We start from the raw sequence: 24,492 nt of genomic DNA, 5'->3' as shown, positions 1-24,492 counted from the left end.
AGGTTCACAGAATTTTTCACGTGAGGAATAGATGAAGAGAGTGAAACAATGCACCAGTGCGGCATTTTTCATGGTTTTATCATTTAGCGTGCTAGCGCACCCGCATAGCTTCATCAGCATGAAAACGGACATCGTGACCGATAACGGGCTGCTGACCGGGTTTAAGATGCGCTGGACCATGGATGAGATCACCTCAGCAGACCTGCTGTACGATGCCGGGAAGGCGAAGCAGGGAGATGAGATCTGGAAAAAGCTGGCGGCAGAAGTGATGGCCAATGTCCTCGGTCAGCACTATTTCAGCGAGTTGTGGCATAACCAGCAGCGGGTCAAATTCGATAACCGGCCCGACGGCTATGGCCTCGAGCGCGAAGGCCATCAGGCGGTGCTGACGTTCACGATGCCGCTGGCAACTCCACAGCCCTTAGCGGGACAAACCCTGACCTTGTCGACATTTGACCCGACCTATTATGTTGATATGCACTATGAACACCCGAGCGACGTCACGCTGCCTGAGGCGTTACGCAAGATGTGCAAGGTGAAGGTGGTAACGCCGGAGCCAAATGAAAAAATGACGACGTTTGCGCTGTCGCTGGATAAAGCCGACGCACCGCCGGAGGACATGGCGCTTGGAACCTACTTTGCTCAGAAGGTAACGTTGACATGTCAATAATTCTGTCTCCAGCGACCCGGGCGTCGCGTCTGCGTCAACTGTGGCCGCTGGCCGTTTTTTTCCTGCTGGCCACGGGGGCTGGCATCTGGCTCTGGCGTGCCTGGCCGCAGGTGTTGCTGCAAAGCACCGTCTGGCAGCGGGCGTTGAATGTCGAGTTGAGCCAGCTGCTGCAGGCCGTGGCGGATAACCCGTCAGCAGCAGGTTTTACGCTGCTGACGTTTAGTTTTATCTATGGTGTGCTGCACGCGCTGGGACCGGGGCACGGCAAGATAGTGATTACCACCTGGCTGGCGACGCATCCGGCGAAGCTAAAATCCAGTATTGCTCTGACGCTGGCCGCTTCACTGCTGCAGGGCGTGGTGGCGATTGTGCTGGTGGTGGTGGTGTTGACGGTGTTGCAACTGCCCGCAAGACAGCTTCATCTCAGCAGCTTCTGGCTGGAAAAAGGCAGCTATCTGCTGGTCGGCGTGCTGGGTCTGTTGTTGTGCTGGCGGGCGTTGAAAAAGCTGCGGGGACTGCTGCGCCGGCCACGGTTTACCGCGTTTACGCCCCATCATGTTCATGATGCGCACTGCGGCTGCGGGCATCAGCATATGCCGGCACCGGAACAGCTCCAGAGCGGAGATGACTGGCGCGCACGGCTGGCGATCGTGTTGTCGATGGGGATGCGTCCCTGTTCAGGGGCGATCATGGTTCTGCTGTTTAGTAAGGTGATTGGCGTATTTAGCTGGGGTATGGCGGCGGCGCTGGCCATGGCGGCGGGGACGTCACTGACTATCAGCGGGCTGGCGTTGCTGGTGCATGGTTTTCGTCAGTTGGCCGTGAAGCTGAGCGGGAGTAAAACGCCTCCGCTCTGGCAGCAAATTGGCTGGTCGACGCTGGCGCTATCCGGCGGCGTCATTTTACTGGCGGCGGCGGTGGTGATGTGGAGTAGTGCAGTTCCGGGCGGCGGCGGATTGCGGCCGTTTTGAAAAACAACTTCACCCCGGATGAACCGGGGTGAAGTGAGAGAGATTAACGCTTCAGCGCTTCGCTCAGTTCGTCACGCATGTTGGCCAGCATCGCTTTAACCACACGCGGGTTACCTGCCACGATGTTGCCGGTGTGCAGGTAGTTATGACCACCGGTGAAGTCGCAAACGATCGCGCCAGCTTCGCGAGCAATCAGCTCACCAGCGGCGAAATCCCACGGCTTCAGCGCGATTTCAAAGTAACCATCAACGCGGCCAGCGGCAACGTAGGCCAGATCCAGAGCGGCAGAACCGGTGCGACGGAAGTCCGCGCATTCGGTGAACATTTTGCCCAGGATATTCATGTAAGAGGTCGCGTGCTGCTTGGCTTTGAACGGGAAGCCGGTAGCGATAATCGTGCCATCCAGATCGCGAGCGGTGCTGCCACGCAGACGGTAGCCGTTGAGCTGTGCGCCCTGACCACGGGTCGCGGTGAACAGTTCGTTGCGCATTGGATCGTAAACCACCGCGACTTCAGTACGGCCTTTAATGCGTACGGCGATAGATACAGAGAAATGAGGCAGGCGTTTTACAAAGTTGGTAGTGCCATCCAGTGGATCGATAACCCATTGAACATCCTGATCTTCACCTGCGTGTTCACCGCTTTCTTCGGTGATGATGGTGTGCTGCGGGTAAGACTTGCGAATGGTTTCAATAATCAGCGCTTCGGCTGCCTTATCGACGTTAGTCACAAAGTCATTGCTGCCTTTCTGGCTCGTTTCTACGGAGTCTGGGGTTTCGTAGTGCTTGGCAATTAAATTACCCGCCTTGCGCGCTGCGCGCACGGCGATGTTCAGCATCGGATGCATCGGTCTCTCTCACTGGATGTTAAAGAACGGGAAAAAACGGCGCACATAATAACAGCCAAATCTCCTTATGTCTCCGTTTTATGATAGCATGCGTGAATAATCTTTAGCCGAAGAACCATAATGCTGCAAAATATTCGAATCGTACTGGTAGAAACATCACACACTGGAAACATGGGTTCCGTTGCTCGCGCCATGAAAACCATGGGGCTGACTAACCTGTGGCTGGTCAATCCGCTGGTTAAACCTGACTCTCAGGCTATTGCCCTGGCGGCGGGTGCCAGCGATGTGATCGGCAATGCGCAGATCGTCGATACTCTCGATGAAGCGCTGGCAGGCTGTAGCCTGGTGGTCGGTACCAGCGCCCGCTCGCGTACTCTGCCGTGGCCGATGCTCGACCCGCGCGAATGTGGTCTGAAGAGCGTGGCGGAAGGGCAGCATGCGCCGGTAGCGCTGGTCTTTGGCCGCGAACGCGTCGGGCTGACCAACGATGAACTGCAGAAATGCCACTACCATGTTGCGATCGCCGCTAACCCGGAATACAGCTCGCTGAACCTGGCGATGGCCGTGCAGGTTATCGCTTATGAAGTGCGTATGGCCTGGCTGGCCGCGCAGGAGCAGGATGCCCCGGCGGTAGAACATGACGAAACGCCTTATCCGCTGGTCGATGACTTAGAGCGTTTTTACGGTCACCTCGAACAGACCCTGATTTCCACCGGTTTTATCCGCGCCACCCACCCAGGGCAGGTGATGAATAAACTGCGTCGTTTGTTTACGCGCGCACGCCCGGAAAGCCAGGAACTGAACATCCTGCGCGGCATGCTGGCGTCGATTGAGCAAAAAAACAAAGAGCAGTGATGCCCGTTTGCCGAGGGCGCACTGCATGTCCGGCCACCAAAAACGTAGGCCGAGCAAGCACATAAGCGCACGGAAGGTTAAATACCTGACTAAAACAGTCAAGTAAATAGTTGACCAATTTACTCGGGAATGTCAGACTTGCTTCTGCTATGCAATACCCATATTAATAAAAAGCCCGGGCAGGGGCGAGTTTGAGGTTAAGTAAGACATGAGACTGACATCTAAAGGGCGTTATGCTGTGACCGCGATGCTGGACGTTGCGCTCAACTCTGAATCGGGCCCGGTTCCGTTGGCTGATATTTCTGAACGTCAGGGGATCTCGCTGTCCTATCTGGAGCAGCTGTTTTCCCGTCTGCGTAAAAACGGTCTGGTTTCCAGCGTGCGTGGACCAGGCGGTGGTTATTTGTTAGGTAAAGAAGCCGGTAGCATCGCCGTAGGCGAAGTGATCAGCGCAGTAGACGAATCGGTAGACGCGACCCGTTGTCAGGGTAAAGGCGGCTGCCAGGGCGGCGATAAATGCCTGACCCACGCACTGTGGCGTGACCTGAGCGAACGTCTGACCAGCTTCCTGAACAACATCACCCTGGGTGAACTGGTCAATAACCAGGAAATCCTTGATGTTTCTGGGCGTCAGCATACCCATGAATCCCAGCGCAATACCCGCACTCAGGACGCCATTGACGTTAAGCTGCGTGCGTAACACTCGTCTGGTTTCAACTTGCGGCCTCGGCGCTGCAAGGTGAAACGGTCAGAGTCATAAAAGATAAAATAAAGATTTCAGAATCAGGCCGGGATGTTACGGCATCCCGCGTCCCCGGTCGTACATCAAGCCGGTTGCCTGGTTCCTTGCATTGAGTGATGTACGGAGTTAAAGAGCAATGAAATTACCGATTTACCTCGATTACTCCGCAACAACGCCGGTGGACCCGCGTGTTGCCGAGAAAATGATGCAATTCCTGACCCTGGACGGGACCTTTGGTAACCCGGCCTCTCGTTCACACCGTTTCGGTTGGCAGGCTGAAGAGGCGGTTGATATCGCCCGTAATCAGATTGCTGAGCTGGTCGGTGCTGACCCGCGTGAAATCGTCTTTACCTCCGGTGCAACGGAATCCGACAACCTGGCAATTAAAGGTGCTGCTAACTTTTATCAGAAAAAAGGCAAGCACATTATTACCAGCAAAACCGAACACAAAGCGGTGTTGGATACCTGTCGCCAGCTGGAGCGTGAAGGCTTCGAGATCACCTACCTGGCGCCACAGCGCAACGGGATTATCGATCTTAAAGAGCTGGAAGCCGCGATGCGCGACGACACCATCCTGGTGTCCATCATGCACGTGAACAACGAAATTGGCGTGGTGCAGGATATCGCTACCATCGGCGAACTGTGCCGTGCGCGTGGCATCATTTACCACGTTGACGCGACCCAGAGCGTGGGCAAACTGCCTATCGACCTGAGCCAGCTGAAAGTTGACCTGATGTCCTTCTCCGGTCACAAAATCTACGGACCTAAAGGTATTGGCGCACTGTACGTTCGTCGCAAACCGCGTATCCGCATTGAAGCGCAGATGCACGGCGGCGGTCACGAGCGTGGCATGCGTTCCGGTACGCTGCCTGTCCACCAGATCGTCGGTATGGGTGAAGCTTACCGTATCGCGAAAGAAGAGATGGAAACCGAGATGGCGCGTCTGCGCGGTCTGCGTAACCGTCTGTGGGAAGGCGTAAAAGATATGGAAGAGGTTTACCTCAACGGTGACCTTGAGCAGGGCGCGCCGAACATTCTCAACGTCAGCTTCAACTATGTTGAAGGCGAGTCGCTGATTATGGCGCTGAAAGACCTGGCCGTTTCCTCGGGTTCAGCTTGCACCTCCGCAAGTCTTGAGCCGTCCTATGTGCTACGTGCACTGGGCATGACTGATGAACTGGCACACAGTTCTATCCGTTTCTCTTTAGGTCGATTCACTACCGAAGAAGAGATTGACTACACCATTGATCTGGTTCGTAAATCCATCGGCCGTCTGCGCGATCTGTCTCCACTGTGGGATATGTTCAAGCAGGGCGTGGATCTGAACAGCATCGAATGGTCACATCATTAATCGGTAGGGTATAAGGAGAATTCATCATGGCATACAGCGAAAAAGTTATCGATCATTACGAGAATCCACGCAACGTTGGTTCTTTCGACAACAGCGATGAGAACGTCGGTAGCGGCATGGTTGGCGCACCGGCATGTGGCGACGTCATGAAGTTGCAGATCAAGGTCAACAATGAAGGTATCATTGAAGACGCGCGCTTCAAGACCTATGGTTGCGGTTCCGCTATCGCTTCCAGCTCCCTGGTCACCGAATGGGTGAAAGGGAAATCTCTGGACGAAGCTCAGGCGATCAAGAACACCGATATCGCCGATGAACTGGAACTGCCGCCGGTGAAAATTCACTGCTCCATCCTGGCGGAAGACGCGATTAAAGCCGCGATTGCGGATTATAAAAGCAAACGTGAAGCGAAATAATTAAGAGGTTATTGTATGTCGATTACTCTTAGCGACAGCGCAGCGTCGCGAGTTAATTCCTTCCTGGCCAACCGTGGCAAAGGCTTCGGTCTGCGCTTAGGGGTCCGCACTTCTGGCTGTTCAGGTATGGCCTATGTGCTGGAGTTTGTTGACGAGCCGGCGGCAGAAGACACCGTGTTTGAAGATAAAGGCGTCAAGGTAGTGATCGACGGCAAAAGCCTGCAGTTCCTCGACGGCACTGAGCTGGACTTCGTCAAAGAAGGCCTGAACGAAGGGTTTAAATTCACCAACCCTAACGTTAAAGATGAGTGTGGTTGCGGCGAAAGCTTTAACGTGTAATCGGTTATCCCTGACCCCACCGTAGTCTCGCTGCGCGTGGGGTTTGCTTTATCTCGTTAACCCTGAGGTTACTATGGACTATTTTACCCTCTTCGGGTTACCGGTCAGTTATACCCTTTCGCAAGAACAGCTGGCTGTCCGGTACCAGGATTTACAGCGCCAGTATCATCCCGACAAGTTCGCCAGCGCGAGTGCGGCCGAACAGCTCGCCTCCGTGCAGCAATCCGCCACAATCAACCAGGCGTGGCAAACGCTCCGTCATCCGCTGACCCGCGCCGAATATCTCCTTTCGCTTCATGGCTACGACTTAGCCAGCGAGCAGCACACCGTGCGCGATACCGCCTTCCTGATGGAACAGCTTGAGCTGCGTGAAGAGCTGGATGAGATTGAAAAGTCGCAGGATGAAGCGCGGCTGGCGGGGTTTATCAAGCGCGTGAAAGGGATGTATGACCTTCGTCATCAGCAGGTTGTTGAACAATTAAATAACGAGACGTGGGACGTGGCGGCAGATACCGTGCGTAAACTGCGTTTTCTCGATAAACTTCAGAGCGTGGCAGAACAACTCGAAGAAAAGCTGCTCGATTTTTAATTTTCGGAAGCAATTATGGCCTTATTACAAATTAGTGAGCCTGGTCTGAGCGCCGCGCCGCATCAGCGTCGTCTGGCCGCGGGGATTGACCTTGGCACCACCAATTCTCTGGTCGCTACCGTGCGTAGCGGTCAGGCCGAAACACTGCCCGATCATCAGGGTCGTTACCTCCTGCCTTCCGTGGTGAACTACCAGGCATCTGGCCTGAGCGTCGGTTACGATGCCCGGCAGAATGCCGCCCAGGATCCGGTTAATACCATCAGCTCGGTAAAACGTATGATGGGGCGTTCGCTGGCCGATATTCAGACCCGCTATCCGCATCTGCCTTACCAGCTACAGGCCAGTGAAAATGGTTTGCCGATGATCCAGACCGCTGCTGGTCTGCTCAACCCGATTCGCGTCTCTGCCGATATCCTGAAAGCGCTGGCCGCCAGGGCCACTGAAGCGCTGTCCGGCGAGCTTGACGGCGTGGTCATTACCGTCCCGGCCTACTTTGACGACGCCCAGCGTCAGGGCACCAAAGACGCCGCGCGTCTGGCGGGCCTGCACGTGCTGCGTCTGCTGAACGAACCGACCGCGGCGGCGATTGCTTACGGCCTGGACTCCGGTCAGGAAGGGGTGATTGCGGTTTACGATCTCGGTGGCGGTACCTTTGATATTTCAGTGCTGCGCTTGAGCCGTGGGGTGTTTGAAGTGCTGGCAACGGGCGGCGATTCCGCGCTTGGCGGCGATGACTTCGACCACCTGCTGGCGGATTACCTGCGCGAACTGGCGGGGCTGAGCGATCGTAGTGACAACCGCCTGCAGCGCGAGCTGCTGGATGCCGCCATCGCGGCTAAAATTGCCCTCAGCGATGCCGACGTTGTCAGCGTTAACGTGGGGGGCTGGCAAGGGGAGATTACCCGTAGCCAGTTTGATGAACTGATTGCGCCGCTGGTCAAACGGACTCTGCTGGCCTGTCGTCGTGCGTTGAAAGATGCGGGCGTGACGGCGGAAGAGGTGCTGGAAGTGGTGATGGTCGGCGGTTCAACCCGCGTTCCGCTGGTGCGTGAGCGCGTTGGCGAGTTCTTTGGCCGCACCCCGCTGACCACCATCGATCCGGACAAAGTGGTAGCCATTGGCGCCGCGATTCAGGCCGACATTCTGGTGGGCAACAAGCCCGACAGTGAACTGCTGCTGCTTGATGTTATCCCGCTCTCTTTAGGGCTGGAGACCATGGGCGGCCTGGTGGAGAAAGTGATCCCGCGTAACACCACGATCCCGGTGGCGCGTGCGCAGGAGTTTACCACTTTCAAAGATGGTCAAACCGCGATGTCCATTCACGTGATGCAAGGCGAGCGTGAACTGGTGCAGGATTGCCGCTCGCTGGCGCGTTTTGCGCTGCGCGGTATCCCGGCACTTCCGGCAGGTGGCGCGCATATCCGCGTGACCTTCCAGGTGGATGCCGACGGCCTGCTGAGCGTGACCGCCATGGAGAAATCGACCGGCGTCGAAGCCTCCATTCAGGTGAAGCCGTCCTATGGCCTGACCGATGGCGAAATCGCCACCATGATTAAAGATTCGATGAGTCACGCCGAACAGGATATCAAGGCGCGTATGCTGGCTGAGCAAAAAGTCGAAGCCGCACGCGTGTTAGAGAGCCTGGTCAGTGCGCTGGCCGCCGATGCCGCGCTGCTCAGCGCCGCAGAACGTCAGGCTATCGATGAGGCAATGGCGCAGTTGAGCGCGGTTGCCGCAGGTGATGACGCCGACGCCATTAAAGATGCTATTAAAAATACAGACACACAAACCCAGGAATTTGCCGCACGCCGCATGGACCAGTCGGTCCGTACTGCGCTGAAAGGCCAATCCGTGGACGAGGTTTAATATGCCAAAGATTGTTTTTCTGCCTCATCAGGACCTGTGTCCGGATGGCGTAGTTGTGGAAGCTGAGATCGGTGAGACCATTCTGGATGCGGCGTTACGTAGCGGCATCGAGATTGAACATGCTTGCGAAAAATCCTGTGCCTGCACGACCTGTCACTGCATTGTGCGTGAAGGGTTTGACTCGCTGGCGGAAAGCACGGAAGACGAAGACGACATGCTGGATAAGGCATGGGGGCTTGAGCCGGATAGCCGTCTGAGCTGCCAGGCGCGCGTGACCCACGATGACCTGGTCGTCGAGATCCCGCGTTACACCATCAACCACGCACGCGAGCATTAATATGGGACTGAAATGGACCGATAGTCGTGAAATTGGTGAAGCGCTGTACGACGCTTTCCCGGATCTCGACCCGAAAACCGTTCGCTTCACCGATATGCATCAGTGGATTTGCGAGCTGGAAGCGTTCGATGACAATCCAAACGCATCGAATGAAAAAATTCTTGAGGCGATTCTGCTAGTCTGGTTAGACGAAGCCGAATAATTTTCGCGTCATGCTCTACGCTGCAGAGTTCCTGCAACGCGGCGCATATAGCGGAAAAATTCTAACGGGCTGCCATAGGGTGGCCCGTTTGCTAATAAGGATGAAAAAAAATGACAGAAGCCATGAAGATTACGCTGACGACTCAACCTGCCGATGCGCGTTGGGGCGAAAAAGCGACTTACAGCATTAATGATGACGGCATCACCCTGCATTTGAACGGTAAAGACGACCTGGGTTTGATTCAGCGCGCGGCACGTAAGGTCGATGGCATGGGGATTAAGCATGTTGCGCTGAGCGGTGAAGGTTGGAATACCGACCGCGCATGGGCGTTCTGGGCCGGTTATAAAGGGCCGAAAGGTAGCCGCAAAGTGGAATGGCCGGCGCTGGACGACGCCCAGAAGAGCGAGCTGGACAGCCGCCTGACCATCATCGACTGGGTCCGTGACACCATTAACGCTCCGGCGGAAGATCTGGGGCCGGAACAGCTGGCGCAGCGTGCCGTCGATCTGCTGTGCGGGGTCGCCTGCGACAACGTCTCTTACCGCATCACCAAAGGTGAAGACCTGCGCGAACAGGGCTATCTCGGTTTGCATACCGTGGGTCGCGGATCCGAGCGTCCGCCGGTGCTGCTGGCGCTGGATTACAACCCAACCGGCGATAAAGACGCGCCGGTGTATGCCTGCCTGGTCGGGAAAGGTATCACCTTTGACTCCGGCGGCTACAGCATCAAACAGAGCGCGTTCATGGATTCCATGAAGTCCGACATGGGCGGCGCGGCGACGGTCACCGGTGCGCTGGCATTCGCGATTACCCGCGGTTTGAACAAGCGCGTGAAGCTGTACCTGTGCTGCGCTGACAACTTGATCAGCGGTAACGCCTTTAAACTGGGCGACATTATTCGCTACCGCAACGGTAAGACCGTCGAGATCATGAATACCGACGCCGAGGGCCGTCTGGTGCTGGCTGATGGCCTGATCGATGCCTGCGCGCAGAAACCGGCGCTGATCATCGACGCCGCGACCCTGACCGGTGCGGCGAAAACCGCGCTCGGTAACGACTACCACGCGCTGTTCAGCTTCGATGACGAGCTGGCTAACCGTCTGCTGGCGAGCGCGCAGGCAGAGAATGAAGCCTTCTGGCGTCTGCCGCTGGCGGAATTCCATCGTGGTCAGCTGCCGTCTAACTTCGCCGAACTGAATAATACCGGCAGCGCCGCTTACCCGGCTGGCGCCAGCACGGCGGCAGGTTTCCTGTCGCATTTTGTTGATAACTATCATCAGGGCTGGCTGCACATTGACTGCTCGGCAACCTACCGTAAATCCGCCGTTGAGCAGTGGTCCGCCGGTGCGACTGGCCTCGGTGTACGTACGATTGCCAATCTGTTAACCGCAGAGTAATAGCGCAGGGGCGATTGCCCTGACTCGTAGCCCCGGCCAGCGTTGCCGGGGCCATTCCGATTCTGATGTTGTGAGCATTATGTCCGAAACTAAAAATGAATTAGAAACCCTGCTGGAACAGGCGGCGATCGAACCGGGCCACCGTCCGGCATTTTTCCGTGTGCTGCTGGAATCCACCGTGTGGGTGCCCGGCGCGGCGGCGGAAGGCGACACGGTGGTTGAAGAGAGCGCCGTAGACTTACAGCATTGGGAGAAAGACGACGGGGCGTCGGTTATTCCGTTTTTCACCTCGCTGGAGGCCTTGCAGCAGGCGGTTACCGACGAGCAGTCCTTTGTGGCGATGCCGGCACGTACGCTGTTTGCCATGACGTCTGGCGAAACGTTGTTCCTCAATGCGAAGCTGCCTACCGGCAAAGAGTTTATGCCCAACGAGATCAAGCATCTGCTGGGGGAAGAGGGCACACCGCTCAGTACGCAGACGGTGATCGAAGGCGGTGAGTCGTTGTTGTTGTCAGAAGTCGCCGAGCCACCGGCGCAGATGATCGACTCGTTGACGACGCTGTTTAAAACGCTGAAGACCGTCAGACGTGCGTATCTTTGTTCGATCAAGGACAACGCAGAGGCACCGGCAAACTTGCTGATCGGCCTTGAAGTGGAAGGCGACATTGAGGCGGTGATTCAGGCGACCGGTAGCGTGGCGACCGATACCTTACCTGGCGATGAGCCGGTTGATATCTGTCAGGTTATCGAGGGCGAGAAAGGCATCAGCCATTTTATGATGGCCCATATCACGCCGTTTTATGAAAAGCGCTGGGGCAGCTTCCTGCGCGACTTCAAACAGAACCGCATTATCTAAGATAACGGGGGCATAGTGCCCCCGTTATTCTGTCTATTGCGCCGGCTCGATCGGCAGATCGCTGCGTGCGCCCCATTCGCTCCATGAGCCATCGTACAGGCAGACGCCGTTGACGCCCAACGTGGTCAGCGCCAGCACGACCACCGCCGCCGTGACGCCCGAGCCGCAGCTGGCGATAATCGGCCGCTCGAAATCCACGCCCTGGCGAATGAAAATATCATTCAGTTCATCAACGGTTTTGAGTTCACCGTTAATTACCAGATCGCCCCACGGTACGTTGAGTGCACCGGGAATATGGCCGCGACGCAGCCCCGGACGAGGTTCATCGGCCTGGCCATTAAAGCGGGGGGCCGGACGTGCATCGACGATCTGCGCCGATCCCTCATGGCTGACCAACAGCACATCGGTCAGACGTTTGATCACCAGTGGATCGAAACGCCCATCAAATTCACCTTCCGCCCGTTCAGGGATCCCTTGTTCCAGCAGGCGTTCCTCGCGCTGCCAGCCGGCCAGGCCTCCGGCGAGAATCGAGACGTTTGCCACACCAAAGGTGCGCAACATCCACCATGCTCGCGGCGCTGAGAAGAGGTTGCCTTCGTCGTACACCACCAGATGTTTATCGCTGCTCACGCCCAGTTCACGCATGGCGACGGCGAACGCTTCCGCTCGCGGCATCATATGCGGCAGCGGGCTGGTGTGATCGGACAGGGCTTCAATATCAAAAAATAGGGCACCGGGAATATGACCGGCGCGGTATTCCGCATCCATATCGCGCAATGCTTCCTGACCCGCCGGGGCCATTCGTGCATCGATTATTTGGATTTCCGGGTCATCAAGATGTTCCGCTAACCAGTCAGCGGCGACAAAAAACGAAGTGGACATGGCTGCCTCCGTATCATCAATAATAGATAGATTGTTGATGTTTTTGCCCTGACCGACAAGGCATTTTCACCGGAAGGCGACCGGAATGTGATACGCCCCCATAGCGCTCTGTGGACGGAATAGCAAAACGCCTGCTGATGCAGATAGCGCCAGGCACATTGCGCGTGCAGCCCAGCAGCGTTTTCTACTGCCTCATTGTTCACAGTACTGCACTAATGTCTCATTCGTTCCGGGCTGAATACCTGGTGTCAGCCCGGCAGAACAAATCGTCCCCGATTGGTAATTCTGCCTGCGACGCATAATAATGAGTGCACGATAGGTATCTGGCTGTTTGGGCCAAGGGGTTAAAGGATGAAACCATTTCGTTTAGCGGCAGTGTCGCTGGCGTTGCTGACCGCACTCTCACTCACCGGGTGTGACGACAGCAGTAAAACAGAGGCCGTCGCGCCTGCGGCGTCTCCCGCGGCGAAGGAGGATGGGGCAAAACTTGATAGCACCCAACTGGCGGCGCTGGCGGAAAAAAGTAAAGGCAAAGCGCTGACCCTGCTCGATGCCTCGGAGCTCCAACTGGATGGCGCCGCAGCGCTGGTGCTGACGTTTTCCGTGCCGTTAAAGCCGGATCAGGATTTCTCCCGCAGCGTGCACCTGGTCGATAAAAAAAGCGGCAAGGTTGACGGCGCCTGGGAACTCTCGCCTGATCTGAAAACGCTGCGACTGCGCCACCTTGAACCCAAACGTGAGCTGATTGTCTCCGTCGACCCGACGCTGGTTGCGCTGAACGCAGCGACCTTCGATACCTCATTTGAAAAAACCATCACCACCCGGGATATTGCCCCCAGCGTGGGCTTTGCCAGCCGCGGTTCGCTGCTGCCGGGTAAAGTGGTGGCCGGGCTGCCGGTTATGGCGCTGAACGTGGATAACGTCGACGTCAATTTTTACCGCGTCAAACCCGAATCGCTGTCGGCGTTCGTCAGTCAGTGGGAATATCGTAATTCATTGAGTAACTGGGAATCCGACGAGCTGCTGAAAATGGCCGAGCTGGTTTACACCGGACGTTTCGACCTCAACCCGGCGCGTAATACCCGGGAGAAACTGCTGCTGCCGCTGGCGGATATTCAACCGTTACAGCAGCCAGGCGTCTATGTGGCGGTCATGAACCCGGCGGGACGCTATAGCTACAGCAACGCCGCGACCCTGTTTACGCTGAGCGATATCGGCGTGTCGGCGCACCGCTACCATAACCGGCTGGATGTCTTTACCCAGAGCCTGGAAAACGGCGCGGCGCAACCCGACATTGAAGTGCAACTGTTGAATGCCAAAGGGCAGACGCTGGCCCAGGCGAAAAGCGACGGCCAGGGTCATGTGACGCTGCAAACCGACAAAGACGCGGCGCTGCTGCTGGCCCGCAAAGAGGGCCAGACGACGCTGTTGGATCTCAAACTTCCCGCGCTGGATCTGGCCGAGTTCTCGATTGCCGGTGCGCCAGGGTTCAGTAAACAGTTCTTTATGTTTGGCCCGCGCGATCTCTACCGCCCTGGAGAGACGGTCATTCTTAACGCGCTGCTGCGTGATGGCGATGGTAAACCGCTGGTCGAGCAGCCGGTAAAACTTGAAGTGGTTCAGCCGGATGGCCAGGTGATCCGTTCGCAGGTCAACAAGCCGGTCAACGGCCTGTATCAGTTTACTTATCCGCTCAGTAGCGATGCAGCTACCGGCATGTGGCACGTTCGCGCCAGTACCGGCGACAACCAGCCGCGCGAATGGGATTTCCACGTCGAAGACTTTATGCCGGAACGCATGGCGTTGAATCTGACGCCGCAAAACGCGCCGCTCGCCCCGGATGCCGACGTTCGCTTCGCGGTGGCCGGTGCCTATTTGTACGGCGCCCCGGCAAGCGGCAACCAGCTGCAGGGCAAGCTGTTCCTGCGCCCGCTGCGTGACGCGGTGGCTGCCCTGCCGGGCTTCCAGTTTGGCGATATTGCGGAGGAAAATCTCTCCCGGAGCCTCGATGAAGTCCAGATGACGCTCGACGAAAAAGGGCATGGTGAAGTGACCAGCGCCAGCCAGTGGCAGGAGAGCCATTCGCCGTTACAGGTGATCCTCCAGGCCAGCCTGCTGGAATCCGGCGGTCGTCCGGTTACCCGCACCGTGCAACAAGCGATCTGGCCTGCGGATACCCTGCCGGGGATCCGTCCCGAATTTACCCTCAAAGAGGTGTATGACTACCGCACCGACAGCACCGTGAAACAGCCGGTTGTCGATGAAAACAGCACCGCCGCGTTTGACGTTGTCTATGCCGATGCCAAAGGCGAGAAAAAAGCGGTCTCCGGCCTGCAGGTTCGCCTGATTCGCGAGCGTCGCGACTACTACTGGAACTGGTCAGACAGCGAAGGCTGGCAGTCGCAGTTTGATCAAAAAGATCTGCAGGAAGGTGAAACCTCGCTGGATATTCCGGCCGGGCAAACCGCGAAGGTGAGCTTCCCGGTGGAATGGGGCTCTTACCGCCTGGAGGTCAAAGGCCCGGATGATTCGGTCAGCAGCGTGCGTTTCTGGGCAGGCTACAGCTGGCAGGATAACAGTGACGGTACCGGGGCGGCGCGCCCGGATCGGGTCACCATGAAGCTGGATAAAGCGGCCTATAAACCCGGCGATACCATCAAGTTGCAGATCGCTGCGCCTGCCGCAGGCAAAGGCTATGCCATGGTTGAATCCAGCGAAGGCCCGCTGTGGTGGCAGGAGATTGACGTCCCGGCAAGCGGAATGGAACTGTCGATTCCGGTTGATAAAACCTGGAACCGTCACGACCTTTATCTCAGCACGCTGGTGATTCGTCCCGGAGATAAATCCCGCTCCGCAACGCCGAAACGGGCGGTTGGCCTGCTGCATCTGCCGCTGGGCGATGAAAACCGTCGTCTGAACCTGGCGCTGGAGGCTCCTGAAAAGATGCGTCCGAACCAGCCGCTGACGGTGAAAGTCAAAGCCAGCGTGCAGCAGGGCGACGTGCCAAAACAGGTGAACGTCCTGCTCTCCGCCGTGGATAGCGGCGTGTTGAATATTACCGATTACGCGACGCCGGACCCGTGGAATGCCTTCTTCGGTCAGAAACGCTATGGCGCGGATATTTATGATATCTACGGCCAGGTCATTGAGGGCCAGGGGCGTCTGGCCAGCCTGCGCTTCGGCGGCGACGGCGACGAGCTTAAACGCGGCGGTAAACCTCCGGTGAACCACGTCACCATTATTGCCCAACAGGCGCAGCCGGTGGTGCTTAATGAGCAGGGCGAAGGTGAGGTCACGCTGCCGATTGGCGACTTTAACGGTGAACTGCGGGTCATGGCGCAGGCGTGGACTGCCGATGACTTTGGCAGTAGTGACCAGAAGGTGGTGGTCGCCGCGCCGGTGATTGCGGAGTTAAACACGCCACGCTTCCTCGCCAGCGGCGACACAACCCGGCTGGCGCTGGATCTCAGCAATCTGACCGACCGGCCGCAAACCCTGAACGTTACGCTGAACGCCGGCGGCCTGTTGCAGCTCGATGGCGGGGCCATCCCGCCGGTACAGCTGGCGCCCGGCGCCCGCAGCACATTGTTTATTCCGGTGAGCGCGCGGGAAGGTTTCGGTGATGGTCAGGTGAACGCCACGATTGACGGTCTGACCCTGCCGGGCGAGACGTTCGCTGCCATCCAGAAACAGTGGAAGATTGGCGTGCGTCCGGCCTTCCCGGCACAAACGGTGAACAGCGGCGTGGTGCTGCAGCCGGGAGAGCAGTGGCAGGTTCCGGCAGCACAAACCCAGGGCTTCTCGCCGGCGACCCTCCAGGGGCAACTGATGCTCAGCGGCAAGCCGCCGCTTAACCTGGCACGCTATATCCGCGATCTGAAAGCTTACCCGTATGGCTGCCTGGAGCAGACCGCCAGCGGGCTGTTCCCGTCGCTTTACACCAACGCAGCGCAGCTAAAGACGTGGGGGATTGTCGGCGACAGCGATGAGAAACGCCGCGCGGCGGTGGAGATCGGCATCTCCCGTCTGCTGAATATGCAGCGTGCTGACGGGGGATTCGCCCTGTGGGACAAAGACGGGCCGGAAGAGTACTGGCTGACCGCCTATGCAATGGATTTCCTCGTGCGCGCTGGCGAGCAAGGCTATAGCGTACCGACCCAGGCGTTGAATAACGGTAATCAGCGTCTGCTGCGCTACCTGCAGGAGCCGGGGCTGATGACCGTGCGCTACAGCGATGATGCCGCAGCCAGCCGTTTCGCCGCCCAGGCCTATGCGGCGCTGGTGCTGGCGCGTCAGCAAAAAGCCCCGCTGGGTGCATTGCGTGAAATCTGGAACCGGCATGAGCAGGCGCGTTCCGGCCTGTCGCTGCTGCAACTGGGGATCGCCCTGAAAGCGATGGGGGATGCTCCGCGTGGCGATCGGGCACTGGAGCTGGCGATGACCACTCCGCGTCAGGATCAGAACCGCTGGCTTGGCGATTATGGCAGCGCGCTACGCGACGATGCGCTGAAACTGGCGCTGCTCGAGGAGAACAAACTGTTGCCGGAAGCACAGACCCGCTTACTGAGCGCGCTGGCAGAAGAGGCCTACGGCCAGCGCTGGCTCTCGACCCAGGAGACCAACGCTCTGTTCCTCGCAGGCCGGACGCTGCAGAATTTACCCGGTAACTGGCAGGCGCAGACCTCGCTGCAGGCGCAGCCGCTCTCCGCGGATAAACCGCTGACTCAAAACCTGAGCGCCGATCGCCTGGCGACCCTGCAGGTTAGCAACACCGGGAATCAGCCGCTGTGGCTGCGCGTCGACAGCAGCGGTTATCCGCTGACCGCATCGCAGCCGGCGGGGAACGTGCTGGGTATCGAGCGCCATATTTTTGATACTCATGGTCAGCAGAAATCGCTGAGCTCGCTACGCAGCGGTGAACTGGTGCTGGTGAAACTTGAAGTGACCGCCAACAGAAACGTGCCGGATGCGCTGGTGGTGGATCTGCTGCCGGCGGGGCTGGAGCTGGAAAACCAGAACCTGGCGAACAGCAGCGCCAGCCTGCAGGAGAATGGCGAAGGGGTGCAGAACCTGCTGAACCAGATGCAGCAGGCGGATATTCAGCATCTCGAATTCCGCGACGATCGCTTTGTTGCCGCGGTGGCAATTAACGAAGGGCAGCCGGTCACGCTGGTATATCTGGCCCGCGCGGTGACGCCGGGAACCTATCAGGTCCCGCAACCGCAGGTGGAATCCATGTATGTTCCGCAATGGCGGGCAACCGGCGCGGCCAGCGGCCCGCTGGTGATTACACCGTAAATGCGTCGGTGGCTGCGTCTAACCCGCCGCTGGCTGGCGGCGGGTATCGTTATGCTCTGGCTGGTGGTACTGGCCGCTGACCGTCTGTGGCCGCTGCCGCTCAATGAGGTGGTACCGGCCCGGGTGGTGGTAGCAGAAGACGGTACGCCGCTGTGGCGGTTCGCCGATAGTCAGGGCGTCTGGCGCTATCCGGTGACCCTCAAGGATGTGTCACCGCGCTATCTTCAGGCGCTGATCCAGTATGAAGATCGCTGGTTCTGGCGCCATCCGGGTGTTAACCCGTTGTCGGTGTTGCGCGCGGCCTGGCAGGATATGCGTGCCGGACGGGTGATCTCCGGCGGCAGTACGCTAACCATGCAGGTCGCCCGCCTGCTCGACCCTCATCCCCGCACTTTCGGTGGCAAGCTGCGCCAGCTTTGGCGCGCGTTGCAGCTGGAATGGCATTTGTCGAAAAGCGACATTCTGACCCTGTACCTTAATCGTGCCCCCTTTGGCGGCACGCTTCAGGGGATTGGCGCCGCCAGCTGGGCCTATCTCGGGAAACCGCCGACGCAGCTGAGCTATGGCGAGGCGGCGCTGCTGGCGGTGCTGCCGCAGGCACCGAGCCGCTTACGTCCTGACCGCTGGCCGCAGCGGGCTCAGGCTGCCCGGGATAAGGTGCTGGAGAGAATGCGTACTCAGGGCGTCTGGCCTGACAACGCGGTGCAGGAAGCAAAGGAAGAACCGGTCTGGCTGTTCCCGCGGCAGATGCCGCAGCTGGCGCCGCTTTTCTCGCGTCGCATGCTGGCAAGTAGCCGTGAGGAGAAAGTGGTGACCACTCTGGATGCCGCGCTTCAGCGGCAGCTGGAAGACCTGGCCCTCAACTGGAAATCACGGCTGCCGCCTCGCAGCTCGCTGGCGATAGTGGTAGTTGACCATACCAACATGCGCGTGCGTGGTTGGGTGGGCTCCGCGGATATCACCGACGATAGCCGCTTCGGCCATATCGATATGGTGTCGGCGGTTCGCTCTCCGGGTTCGGTGTTAAAACCCTTTGTCTACGGTATGGCGCTGGACGACGGGCTGATTCACCCGGCCTCGTTGTTACAGGATGTTCCGCGGCGCTTTAGCGATTATCGTCCGGGAAATTTTGACAGCGGCTTTCATGGCCCGGTCAGCGCCAGCGACGCGTTGGTGCGTTCACTTAATTTGCCAGCGGTACAGGTGCTTGAAGCCTACGGGCCGAAGCGCTTTGCTGCTACCTTACGCAACGCTGGCCTGCCGCTGATGCTACCGGCGGGCGCCGAGCCAAACCTATCTCTGATCCTCGGCGGGGCGGGGGCGAAACTGGAGGATATCGTGGCCGGCTATAGCGCCTTCGCCCGCCACGGCAACGCCGCACGGCTGCGAATGACACCGGATGCGCCGCTGGTGGAAAGGCCGCTGCTGTCGCCAGGGTCTGCGTGGATTGTCCGACGGATCCTGGCTGGTGAAGCGCAGCCGGTGCCGGATGCCTCTTTGCAACAGGTGGTGCCGCTGGCGTGGAAAACCGGCACCAGCTACGGCTATCGCGATGCCTGGGCGATTGGCGTGAACGCCCGATATCTGATCGGTATCTGGACCGGCAGGCCGGACGGTACGCCGGTGGTAGGGCAGTTTGGTTTTGCCAGTGCGGTACCGCTGTTAAATCAGGTCAATAATATGCTGTTGGCGCGGCCGATGACGGGGCGCGACGGGTTGCCCGTCGACCCGCGACCGGCGTCGGTGAGCGCGGCGACGATTTGCTGGCCGGGCGGGCAGAGCCTGGCGGCGGGAGACAGCAACTGCCGTCGGCGGCTGGCGACATGGCTGCTGGACGGCAGTCAGCCACCGACTCTGTTGCTTCCGGGTCAGGAGGGGGCTCGCGGCATTCGCTTCCCGGTGTGGACTGATGGGCAAGGACGGCGCGTGGCGGCAGACTGCCCCGGTGCCGTCGAGCGGCGAGTCGATGTCTGGCCGCTGCCGCTTGAACCCTGGCTGCCGGCGAGCGAGCGGCGTAGCGCCAGACTGGGGCCGGTCTCCGTGGACTGTCCGCCACCGCAGGTCTCGGATGTTGCCCCGCTGGTGTTGACCGGCGTAGGGGACGGCGCGGTGATCAAACGCCTGCCGGGAGCGGCGCGGGTAATGCTGTCGTTGCAGACAAGCGGTGGAGAAGGGCGGCGCTGGTGGTTCCTCAATGGTGAACCGCAGGCGGCGTCCGGCAGCAGTGCAACCGTGCCGCTGGAGCAGCCCGGCCGCTATCAGCTGGTGGTGATGGAGGAAAGTGGCCAGATTGTCACCGCGAATTTCACGCTGCAATAAGTGGAACAGGTATTGATTGGCTGTATTTGTTGTTGAAGGTCGCTTTTTTTTAAAAAAATGTTACCTAAACACATAGGCAACGGCGGCAGATGATGATTATAATTCGCGCCGTATTTATCGGTCTCATCTGCGAAACAGAACAACATATATAAGAGGTTATCATGGCTATTGAACGTACTTTTTCCATCATCAAACCAAACGCGGTGGCAAAAAACGTTATTGGCGGCATCTTTTCTCGCTTTGAAGCTGCAGGGTTTAAAATTGTCGGCACTAAAATGCTGCATCTGACCGTTGAGCAGGCTCGCGGTTTCTATGCTGAGCACGAAGGTCGTCCGTTCTTTGACGGTCTGGTTGAGTTCATGACCTCTGGCCCGATCGTGGTTTCTGTTCTGGAAAGCGAAAATGCCGTGCAGCGTCACCGTGACCTGCTGGGTGCAACTAACCCGGACAACGCGCTGGCGGGCACCCTGCGTGCAGACTACGCGGACAGCTTCACCGAGAACGGCACCCACGGTTCCGATTCTGTTGAGTCTGCGGCTCGCGAAATCGCGTTCTTCTTTGCGGAAGGCGAGGTTTGCCCGCGCACTCGCTAATCCTCGTCGTCTTTTCGGCCGTCGCTGTGTTGGCTTCGCGCGTTCACCCCGGTCACATAGTTATCTATGTTCCCGGGGATTTACTTGCTCGCCGCCTTGCGACAATCGAAAAGCCATAGAGGATTAAGTCTGCGGCAGCAGACTTTTTTATCGCCTCGTCGTCTTTTCGATAATCGGAGAGCCGTAGAGGATTAAGTACGCCGTAACAGATTTTTTCATCATTGCCGCGTGCAAACGTGGTATTGATACGCCAGAATTTGTACAATGCAGCGCCCCTGAACGAGCACTCGTTCTCAGGGGCGTTTCTTTTTTCAACCCTCCTGGGGCCATAACGTGTAACAACGAGGCCGGAATCGATTATGTCTGAACATATTGTCACACCTGATAACGCCGCTCTGCCGGTGCCGAACAAAGATGCCAAAATCAACCTGCTGGATCTGAACCGTCAGCAGATGCGCGAGTTTTTCAAAAACATGGGCGAAAAGCCTTTCCGCGCCGATCAGGTGATGAAATGGATGTATCACTATTGCAGCGATGATTTTGATGATATGACCGATATCAACAAAGTGCTGCGCAACAAACTCAAAGAAGTCGCGGAGATCCGTGCACCGGAAGTGGTCGAAGAGCAACGCTCCAGCGACGGCACCATCAAATGGGCGATTGCCGTCGGCGATCAGCGCGTTGAAACGGTCTATATTCCGGAAGACGATCGCGCCACTCTGTGCGTCTCGTCGCAGGTCGGCTGTGCATTAGAGTGTAAATTCTGCTCGACGGCACAGCAGGGCTTTAACCGTAACCTTCGGGTGTCTGAAATCATCGGCCAGGTCTGGCGCGCGGCGAAAATCGTCGGCGCAGCCAAAATTACCGGCCAGCGCCCGATTACGAACGTGGTGATGATGGGGATGGGCGAGCCGCTGCTGAACCTGACCAACGTGGTTCCGGCGATGGAAATCATGCTCGATGACTTCGGTTTTGGCCTGTCAAAACGTCGCGTCACGCTGTCTACCTCTGGCGTCGTACCGGCGCTGGATAAGCTTGGCGATATGATCGATGTGGCGCTGGCGATCTCCCTGCACGCGCCGAACGATACGATTCGTGATGAGATCGTGCCGATCAACAAAAAGTACAACATTGAGACTTTCCTGAACTCGGTTCGCGGCTATATTTCTAAATCCAACGCCAACCAGGGTCGCGTCACCATTGAGTACGTGATGCTCGATCACGTTAACGATGGCACCGAGCATGCACATGAACTGGCTGCGTTGTTGAAAGATACGCCGTGCAAGATCAATCTGATCCCATGGAACCCGTTCCCGGGCGCGCCGTATGGCCGTAGCTCCAACAGCCGTATCGACCGTTTCTCCAAGGTCCTGATGGATTATGGTTTCACCACCATCGTCCGTAAAACCCGCGGAGACGACATCGATGCCGCCTGCGGTCAGCTGGCCGGCGACGTTATCGACCGTACCAAACGTACGATGCGTAAACGTATGCAGGGTGAAGCAATTGAGGTGAAAACGGTCTGATAAATAACGCAGCGCGCGTCATAAAGCGCGTGCTGCGTATTTAAGCCTAATCGTCAGGCGAAATACGCCAGTTCAGGCAATAATTACGGTGCGTTTCTGTCGACTTTGAGGCAGTATGTAGCGGCACTACAACCGCTTAGCATGCAGTATTGATAAGTATATGTGAGAGTTAGCCAGGCGGATTTATACTCATTGTATGTCGTTTAGCAGATGTTTCGCGGCGCGGGTCTGACCGGCGCTGAACTTTAAATTCACGTACCAGTAGTTGTCGAATGAATACTGAAGCCACTCAAGACCATCAAGAAGCAAATACCACGGGCGCGCGTCTGCGTAATGCCCGCGAACAACTCGGATTCAGCCAGCAAGCGGTGGCTGAGCGCTTATGCCTGAAAGTGTCCACGGTCCGTGACATTGAAGACGATAAGGCGCCTGCCGATCTGGCTTCCACCTTCCTGCGCGGTTATATCCGCTCCTATGCGCGTCTTGTCCACATCCCGGAAGAAGAACTGTTGCCAATGATGGCAAAACAGGCCCCGATTCGTGCGGCAAAAGTTGCGCCGATGCAGAGCTTCTCTCTGGGCAAACGCCGTAAAAAGCGTGACGGCTGGCTGATGAGCTTCACTTGGTTGGTACTGTTCGTGGTGATTGGCCTCAGCGGTGCCTGGTGGTGGCAAGACCATAAAGCGCAGCAGGCAGAGATCACTTCAATGGCCGATCAGTCGACCGCGGAGCTAAATGCCGGCGACGGCAACCAGAATATTCCGTTGGATACTGGAGCAGGCAACGCGGCACCGGACAACGCGGGCGACATTGCCAACAGCGCACCGGTTGATACCACCCCAGCGCCAGCGGCCACAGCTCAGGCGCCAGCAGATAACAACGCCGTAGTGGCGCCGTCTCAGGCCAACGTTGATACGGCCGCAGCGACACCGGCTCCGACCACGCCGTTGCCAACTAACCCGGCTGACGCTACCGCAACCGCGGCTGCCGCTCAGGACCTGGTGCTGAACTTTTCTGCTGACTGCTGGCTGGAAGTCAGCGATGCGACCGGCAAAAAACTGTTCAGCGGTTTACAGCGTAAGGGCGGTAACCTGAACCTCAGCGGTCAGGCCCCTTACAAACTGAAAATCGGTGCCCCGGCAGCCGTACAGATCCAGTATCTGGGCAAACCCGTCGATTTAAGTCGTTTTATCAGAACTAACCAGGTTGCGCGTCTGACCCTCAGTGCCGAACCAACTGCGGCGCAGTAACAGACGGGTAACGCGGGAGATTTTTCATGCATAACCAGGCTCCGATTCAACGTAGAAAATCGAAACGTATTTACGTTGGGAATGTGCCGATTGGCGATGGTGCCCCCATCGCCGTCCAGTCGATGACCAATACGCGCACCACCGATGTGGAAGCGACAGTAAATCAAATCAAAGCCTTAGAGCGCGTTGGCGCGGATATTGTCCGCGTCTCGGTGCCGACGATGGATGCGGCAGAAGCGTTCAGGCTCATCAAACAGCAGGTCAATGTACCTCTGGTCGCCGATATCCACTTTGATTACCGTATCGCCCTGAAAGTGGCGGAGTACGGTGTGGATTGCCTGCGTATTAACCCGGGCAACATCGGCAACGAAGAGCGTATCCGCACGGTAGTGGATTGTGCTCGCGATAAAAATATTCCGATCCGTATCGGCGTCAACGCCGGTTCGCTGGAAAAAGATCTGCAGGAAAAATACGGTGAACCGACGCCACAGGCGCTGCTCGAATCAGCGATGCGCCACGTCGATCATCTCGATCGTCTGAACTTCGATCAATTCAAGGTCAGCGTGAAGGCGTCGGATGTGTTCCTGGCCGTTGAATCGTATCGTCTGTTGGCAAAGCAGATCGATCAGCCGCTGCACCTCGGGATCACTGAAGCTGGCGGCGCGCGCAGTGGCGCAGTGAAGTCGGCGATCGGGCTCGGTCTGCTGCTTAACGAAGGGATCGGCGACACCCTGCGCGTTTCGCTGGCGGCGGATCCTGTTGAAGAGATCAAAGTTGGATTCGATATCCTGAAATCTCTGCGTATTCGCGCCCGCGGCATTAACTTTATCGCCTGCCCAACCTGCTCACGTCAGGAATTTGACGTGATCGGTACCGTCAACGCGCTGGAACAGCGCCTGGAAGACATCATCACGCCGATGGATATTTCGATTATCGGTTGTGTGGTTAACGGTCCTGGCGAAGCGCTGGTATCGACGCTCGGGGTGACCGGCGGCAATAAAAAAAGCGGCCTGTATGAAGATGGCGTGCGCAGGGACCGACTGGATAACGACGATATGATCGATCAGCTGGAAGCGCGAATTCGTGCCAAAGCCTCGATGCTCGACGAAGCGCGTCGTATCGATGTTCAGCAGGTCGAAGAGAAATAATCTGGGGCGGTATATCACTTCCCGTGTATGATTGAACCTGC

The 24,492-nt window shown here is 57.7% G+C and carries 21 protein-coding genes; 19 read left to right on the top strand and 2 right to left on the bottom strand.

Annotation, left to right across the window (positions count from 1 at the left end):
* Window positions 1-31 precede the first annotated feature (31 nt).
* Both ACMYSO_RS07970 and ACMYSO_RS07965 read left to right on the top strand, forming a co-directional pair.
* Window positions 32-670: a DUF1007 family protein gene (locus tag ACMYSO_RS07970; RefSeq protein WP_434670047.1), complete on the top strand. Its 639-nt coding sequence runs from the start codon at window positions 32-34 to the stop codon at window positions 668-670.
* On the top strand, window positions 661-1,641 hold the full coding sequence (locus ACMYSO_RS07965; RefSeq protein WP_434670046.1) for a nickel/cobalt transporter: 981 nt from the start codon (window positions 661-663) through the stop codon (window positions 1,639-1,641). The genes ACMYSO_RS07970 and ACMYSO_RS07965 overlap by 10 nt, the downstream gene beginning before the upstream one ends.
* Before the next feature lie 43 nt (window positions 1,642-1,684).
* On the opposite strand, the gene suhB is transcribed toward ACMYSO_RS07965, so the two are convergent.
* Entirely contained in the window at window positions 1,685-2,488 is an 804-nt protein-coding gene (gene suhB, locus ACMYSO_RS07960; RefSeq protein WP_434670045.1) for an inositol-1-monophosphatase, read from the bottom strand.
* A 120-nt stretch (window positions 2,489-2,608) separates the two neighbouring features.
* On the opposite strand from suhB, the gene trmJ reads away from it, so the two are divergent.
* The 11 genes from trmJ to sseB all read left to right on the top strand — a co-directional run bounded on the left by trmJ (window position 2,609) and on the right by sseB (window position 11,435).
* Window positions 2,609-3,343, top strand: coding sequence for a tRNA (cytosine(32)/uridine(32)-2'-O)-methyltransferase TrmJ (trmJ, locus tag ACMYSO_RS07955; protein ID WP_434583538.1), 735 nt, complete (start codon window positions 2,609-2,611; stop codon window positions 3,341-3,343).
* Between the two features lie 208 nt (window positions 3,344-3,551).
* Entirely contained in the window at window positions 3,552-4,043 is a 492-nt protein-coding gene (gene iscR, locus ACMYSO_RS07950; RefSeq protein WP_434670044.1) for a Fe-S cluster assembly transcriptional regulator IscR, read from the top strand.
* Window positions 4,044-4,221: 178 nt separating this feature from the next.
* Window positions 4,222-5,436 (top strand): cysteine desulfurase, encoded by a 1,215-nt coding sequence (gene iscS, locus ACMYSO_RS07945; protein ID WP_123755386.1) that lies wholly within the window; start codon window positions 4,222-4,224, stop codon window positions 5,434-5,436.
* 26 nt (window positions 5,437-5,462) lie between these two features.
* A complete protein-coding gene (gene iscU, locus ACMYSO_RS07940; protein ID WP_002913991.1) occupies window positions 5,463-5,849 on the top strand; it encodes a Fe-S cluster assembly scaffold IscU in 387 nt (128 codons plus the stop codon).
* A gap of 15 nt (window positions 5,850-5,864) precedes the next feature.
* Window positions 5,865-6,188 carry an iron-sulfur cluster assembly protein IscA gene (gene iscA, locus ACMYSO_RS07935; protein ID WP_123755385.1) on the top strand — a complete coding sequence of 108 codons (324 nt, stop codon included), beginning with the start codon at window positions 5,865-5,867 and terminating at the stop codon, window positions 6,186-6,188.
* A 73-nt stretch (window positions 6,189-6,261) separates the two neighbouring features.
* Window positions 6,262-6,777 carry a co-chaperone HscB gene (hscB, locus tag ACMYSO_RS07930; RefSeq protein ID WP_123755384.1) on the top strand — a complete coding sequence of 172 codons (516 nt, stop codon included), beginning with the start codon at window positions 6,262-6,264 and terminating at the stop codon, window positions 6,775-6,777.
* Window positions 6,778-6,792: 15 nt separating this feature from the next.
* Window positions 6,793-8,643, top strand: a complete 1,851-nt coding sequence (hscA, locus tag ACMYSO_RS07925; RefSeq protein ID WP_434670043.1) for a Fe-S protein assembly chaperone HscA — start codon at window positions 6,793-6,795, stop codon at window positions 8,641-8,643.
* Between the two features lies 1 nt (window position 8,644).
* On the top strand, window positions 8,645-8,980 hold the full coding sequence (fdx, locus tag ACMYSO_RS07920; protein WP_004866372.1) for an ISC system 2Fe-2S type ferredoxin: 336 nt from the start codon (window positions 8,645-8,647) through the stop codon (window positions 8,978-8,980).
* Between the two features lies 1 nt (window position 8,981).
* Window positions 8,982-9,182: a Fe-S cluster assembly protein IscX gene (iscX, locus tag ACMYSO_RS07915; RefSeq protein ID WP_154144164.1), complete on the top strand. Its 201-nt coding sequence runs from the start codon at window positions 8,982-8,984 to the stop codon at window positions 9,180-9,182.
* A 110-nt stretch (window positions 9,183-9,292) separates the two neighbouring features.
* Entirely contained in the window at window positions 9,293-10,579 is a 1,287-nt protein-coding gene (gene pepB, locus ACMYSO_RS07910) for an aminopeptidase PepB (RefSeq protein ID WP_434670042.1), read from the top strand.
* A 79-nt stretch (window positions 10,580-10,658) separates the two neighbouring features.
* Entirely contained in the window at window positions 10,659-11,435 is a 777-nt protein-coding gene (sseB, locus tag ACMYSO_RS07905) for an enhanced serine sensitivity protein SseB (protein WP_434670041.1), read from the top strand.
* 33 nt (window positions 11,436-11,468) lie between these two features.
* Here sseB and sseA read toward each other — a convergent pair whose 3' ends face one another.
* A complete protein-coding gene (gene sseA / locus ACMYSO_RS07900; RefSeq protein ID WP_434670040.1) occupies window positions 11,469-12,317 on the bottom strand; it encodes a 3-mercaptopyruvate sulfurtransferase in 849 nt (282 codons plus the stop codon).
* A 351-nt stretch (window positions 12,318-12,668) separates the two neighbouring features.
* Here sseA and ACMYSO_RS07895 point away from each other — a divergent pair, with 351 nt between their 5' ends.
* The 6 genes from ACMYSO_RS07895 (at window position 12,669) to ispG (ending at window position 24,451) form a co-directional block, all read left to right on the top strand.
* A complete protein-coding gene (locus tag ACMYSO_RS07895; RefSeq protein WP_434670038.1) occupies window positions 12,669-17,615 on the top strand; it encodes an alpha-2-macroglobulin family protein in 4,947 nt (1,648 codons plus the stop codon).
* Window positions 17,616-19,934, top strand: a complete 2,319-nt coding sequence (gene pbpC, locus ACMYSO_RS07890) for a peptidoglycan glycosyltransferase PbpC (RefSeq protein ID WP_434670037.1) — start codon at window positions 17,616-17,618, stop codon at window positions 19,932-19,934.
* Between the two features lie 161 nt (window positions 19,935-20,095).
* Window positions 20,096-20,527, top strand: coding sequence for a nucleoside-diphosphate kinase (gene ndk / locus ACMYSO_RS07885; protein ID WP_041146713.1), 432 nt, complete (start codon window positions 20,096-20,098; stop codon window positions 20,525-20,527).
* Window positions 20,528-20,886: 359 nt separating this feature from the next.
* A complete protein-coding gene (locus ACMYSO_RS07880; protein ID WP_123755374.1) occupies window positions 20,887-22,053 on the top strand; it encodes a bifunctional tRNA (adenosine(37)-C2)-methyltransferase TrmG/ribosomal RNA large subunit methyltransferase RlmN in 1,167 nt (388 codons plus the stop codon).
* Between the two features lie 272 nt (window positions 22,054-22,325).
* Window positions 22,326-23,303: a cytoskeleton protein RodZ gene (rodZ, locus tag ACMYSO_RS07875; RefSeq protein ID WP_434670036.1), complete on the top strand. Its 978-nt coding sequence runs from the start codon at window positions 22,326-22,328 to the stop codon at window positions 23,301-23,303.
* Window positions 23,304-23,329: 26 nt separating this feature from the next.
* The gene (gene ispG / locus ACMYSO_RS07870; protein WP_123755372.1) at window positions 23,330-24,451 is read left to right on the top strand and encodes a flavodoxin-dependent (E)-4-hydroxy-3-methylbut-2-enyl-diphosphate synthase; all 1,122 of its coding nucleotides are present in this window, start codon (window positions 23,330-23,332) and stop codon (window positions 24,449-24,451) included.
* The last annotated feature ends 41 nt before the right edge of the window (window positions 24,452-24,492 follow it).

The sequence above is a fragment of the Klebsiella sp. B345 genome (genome assembly GCF_051131735.1).
Classification (GTDB): Bacteria; Pseudomonadota; Gammaproteobacteria; order Enterobacterales; family Enterobacteriaceae; genus Klebsiella.
The sequence above is the reverse complement of the archived record's forward strand: the minus strand, read 5'-3'. Positions and strand labels throughout refer to the sequence as shown.

Coding starts and splice junctions, on each gene's coding strand:
- ACMYSO_RS07970 (WP_434670047.1), top strand. CDS start 32: ATGAAGAGAGTGAAACAATGCACCAGTGCGGCATTTTTCATGGTTTTA.
- ACMYSO_RS07965 (WP_434670046.1), top strand. CDS start 661: ATGTCAATAATTCTGTCTCCAGCGACCCGGGCGTCGCGTCTGCGTCAA.
- suhB (WP_434670045.1), bottom strand. CDS start 2,488: ATGCATCCGATGCTGAACATCGCCGTGCGCGCAGCGCGCAAGGCGGGT.
- trmJ (WP_434583538.1), top strand. CDS start 2,609: ATGCTGCAAAATATTCGAATCGTACTGGTAGAAACATCACACACTGGA.
- iscR (WP_434670044.1), top strand. CDS start 3,552: ATGAGACTGACATCTAAAGGGCGTTATGCTGTGACCGCGATGCTGGAC.
- iscS (WP_123755386.1), top strand. CDS start 4,222: ATGAAATTACCGATTTACCTCGATTACTCCGCAACAACGCCGGTGGAC.
- iscU (WP_002913991.1), top strand. CDS start 5,463: ATGGCATACAGCGAAAAAGTTATCGATCATTACGAGAATCCACGCAAC.
- iscA (WP_123755385.1), top strand. CDS start 5,865: ATGTCGATTACTCTTAGCGACAGCGCAGCGTCGCGAGTTAATTCCTTC.
- hscB (WP_123755384.1), top strand. CDS start 6,262: ATGGACTATTTTACCCTCTTCGGGTTACCGGTCAGTTATACCCTTTCG.
- hscA (WP_434670043.1), top strand. CDS start 6,793: ATGGCCTTATTACAAATTAGTGAGCCTGGTCTGAGCGCCGCGCCGCAT.
- fdx (WP_004866372.1), top strand. CDS start 8,645: ATGCCAAAGATTGTTTTTCTGCCTCATCAGGACCTGTGTCCGGATGGC.
- iscX (WP_154144164.1), top strand. CDS start 8,982: ATGGGACTGAAATGGACCGATAGTCGTGAAATTGGTGAAGCGCTGTAC.
- pepB (WP_434670042.1), top strand. CDS start 9,293: ATGACAGAAGCCATGAAGATTACGCTGACGACTCAACCTGCCGATGCG.
- sseB (WP_434670041.1), top strand. CDS start 10,659: ATGTCCGAAACTAAAAATGAATTAGAAACCCTGCTGGAACAGGCGGCG.
- sseA (WP_434670040.1), bottom strand. CDS start 12,317: ATGTCCACTTCGTTTTTTGTCGCCGCTGACTGGTTAGCGGAACATCTT.
- ACMYSO_RS07895 (WP_434670038.1), top strand. CDS start 12,669: ATGAAACCATTTCGTTTAGCGGCAGTGTCGCTGGCGTTGCTGACCGCA.
- pbpC (WP_434670037.1), top strand. CDS start 17,616: ATGCGTCGGTGGCTGCGTCTAACCCGCCGCTGGCTGGCGGCGGGTATC.
- ndk (WP_041146713.1), top strand. CDS start 20,096: ATGGCTATTGAACGTACTTTTTCCATCATCAAACCAAACGCGGTGGCA.
- ACMYSO_RS07880 (WP_123755374.1), top strand. CDS start 20,887: ATGTCTGAACATATTGTCACACCTGATAACGCCGCTCTGCCGGTGCCG.
- rodZ (WP_434670036.1), top strand. CDS start 22,326: ATGAATACTGAAGCCACTCAAGACCATCAAGAAGCAAATACCACGGGC.
- ispG (WP_123755372.1), top strand. CDS start 23,330: ATGCATAACCAGGCTCCGATTCAACGTAGAAAATCGAAACGTATTTAC.